Source organism: Nocardia sp. NPDC058497 (assembly GCF_042720195.1).
GTDB lineage: Bacteria > Actinomycetota > Actinomycetes > Mycobacteriales > Mycobacteriaceae > Nocardia.
In genome coordinates, this window is record NZ_JBHXMY010000863.1 from 1 (window position 1) to 1,807 (window position 1,807).

Here is a 1,807-nt window from a genome sequence, read left to right on the forward strand (position 1 = left end):
GCTGTAGAAATCGGCTTGGGCCGCCTTTGGGGGCGGGGGCGACCCTGGGGCTCACCCCCGGGGGAAGTACCGGTGGCGGAGGGGGTGGTGGCTCAGCGGGCACGATCGTTCCTGCGGTCGTGATCGACACCAGTCGCGCGTATGCGGTGCTGGTTACTCAGCGTCCGAGATCGGCGGCAATCGCCGAGAGAACCTCCGACGTTCGTGTGAGGCCGGTGGGGCAAATTGTGTCGGAAGCCATGCAAACATGGTGCGGCGTTACTCAATTCGGTGCAAAGGTCGGCCCCTTCTCGCGCCAGGATACGCCACCGGCGATGGCAGAGGCGGACGAGCGCTGACAGCGCAGAAGAATCGTGCCGCCGGGCAAGGGGCGCGGCCGTATCGTGAAAATGCATCGGGCACCTGTTCTGCCCGATCAATAGCTCTTCCGCTTCCAGGAAACCTGAAATCAGCGGAGTTCGCCATCAGGTTTCCGCTCGCGCTGCGGGAAATGGAGTGCCAACGGCGCATATTCGGTCGGGGTGTTCTCCTGCGGCCGTCCACAGTTGGACCGGCGCAGCGGTGATGTCGCTGCGCCGGTCGGGATCGCTTGGCAGCTAGGGCTGGTGGAGTTCGGGTCCGGAGTACGGCTCCGGGGTGGCGGTGAACAGTTGGATGTGCTGGGCGAGGATACCGTCTGTCATGGCGATCTGGTAGGAGACCGGGTTGCGGCTGGCGTCGTATGCGTGCATCAGGAAGCTGGAGTCACGGCCATGGGAAACGCTCAAGCTGGCCGCCCACTGCTGCTGGGCTTGGCTGATCGAGGCCATGGCGTGGACGAGGTCTCGTGCCTGCGTCGAGGCTCGGTGTCGGCCCAGGGCAGCTTTCAGCATCGATACCGACCAGGAACATTCGCTCTCGGGATCGATGAGCACGTCTTTGCTGTGCTCGCTGAACATCCACACCGGAAACGATCCGATACCGTCGATCCCGGTCAGGGTGTTGGCGAACAAGTCGTTGCGTGCCAGCATATTTCCCATGGGGTCGACGTAGGAGGCGAGGACTTCTCGGGCCTGGAACCGTTCGAGGTTCAGTGTCAGGGCGGTGTCGGCGAGGACATGTGTGCGCAAGTGTTCGACCGGGGTCAGCGGGATCGCCGGGATCACGAGATCGTGAAGGTGCGTGGCCATCGCCTGGGGCAAGTGGTACCCGCGGATGATCGCTTGCAGGGTGTTCTGATGCGGCATCGAGACACCGCGCTCGATGCGCCTGAGGTGTGAGGTGCTGAGCCTGAGCACACGTGCTGCCTGCTCACGAGTGAGGTCACGGTCTTCTCGGATCCACCGGCAGGTAGCGCCGAGGCTGGGAATCGACACGTGAAGCGGCGTGGGATCGCGCCGGCGTCGTCGTTGCGGTGGTTGTGGTCGCGAAAATCCTTCTGTCATATCTCCCCCAGAAGATTCGTGTGGCGTAACTCACAGGAATGTGGGTTTCTGTGTGCACCAGGACCCCCCCGATGACGAGTTTTGTTCTACCAGAGAGGGTTTCGTGCGGCAAGTTCTCATCACCGAACATCGGCGGACGTGACTGTTCGCCGCTGAAAATGGTCGGTGAGCACGTAGAACGCGATTCTCAAACCTGGTCGACGAGGGCTCTGTGCCCGCTTTCGAAGTATCAACATATGGACAGCTAACGCCTGAACGTCCTGGGTAGTCCAATTTCTTAGGTGTTCATTTTCTGAATAGCCAAATTGCGGTCAGCTAACGCCCTAGCGCCCCACCGGGTTTCGTCGCTTGGATGGAAGTCGAAAGCCATTCCACTCCGAGAA

At 61.5% G+C, this 1,807-nt stretch carries 1 protein-coding gene; it reads right to left on the bottom strand.

Going from position 1 to position 1,807, the window contains the following annotated elements:
- Positions 1 to 596: 596 nt before the first annotated feature.
- The gene (locus ACFWPJ_RS31875; protein WP_378857097.1) at positions 597 to 1,424 is read right to left on the bottom strand and encodes a helix-turn-helix domain-containing protein; all 828 of its coding nucleotides are present in this window, start codon (positions 1,422 to 1,424) and stop codon (positions 597 to 599) included.
- Positions 1,425 to 1,807: the final 383 nt, after the last annotated feature.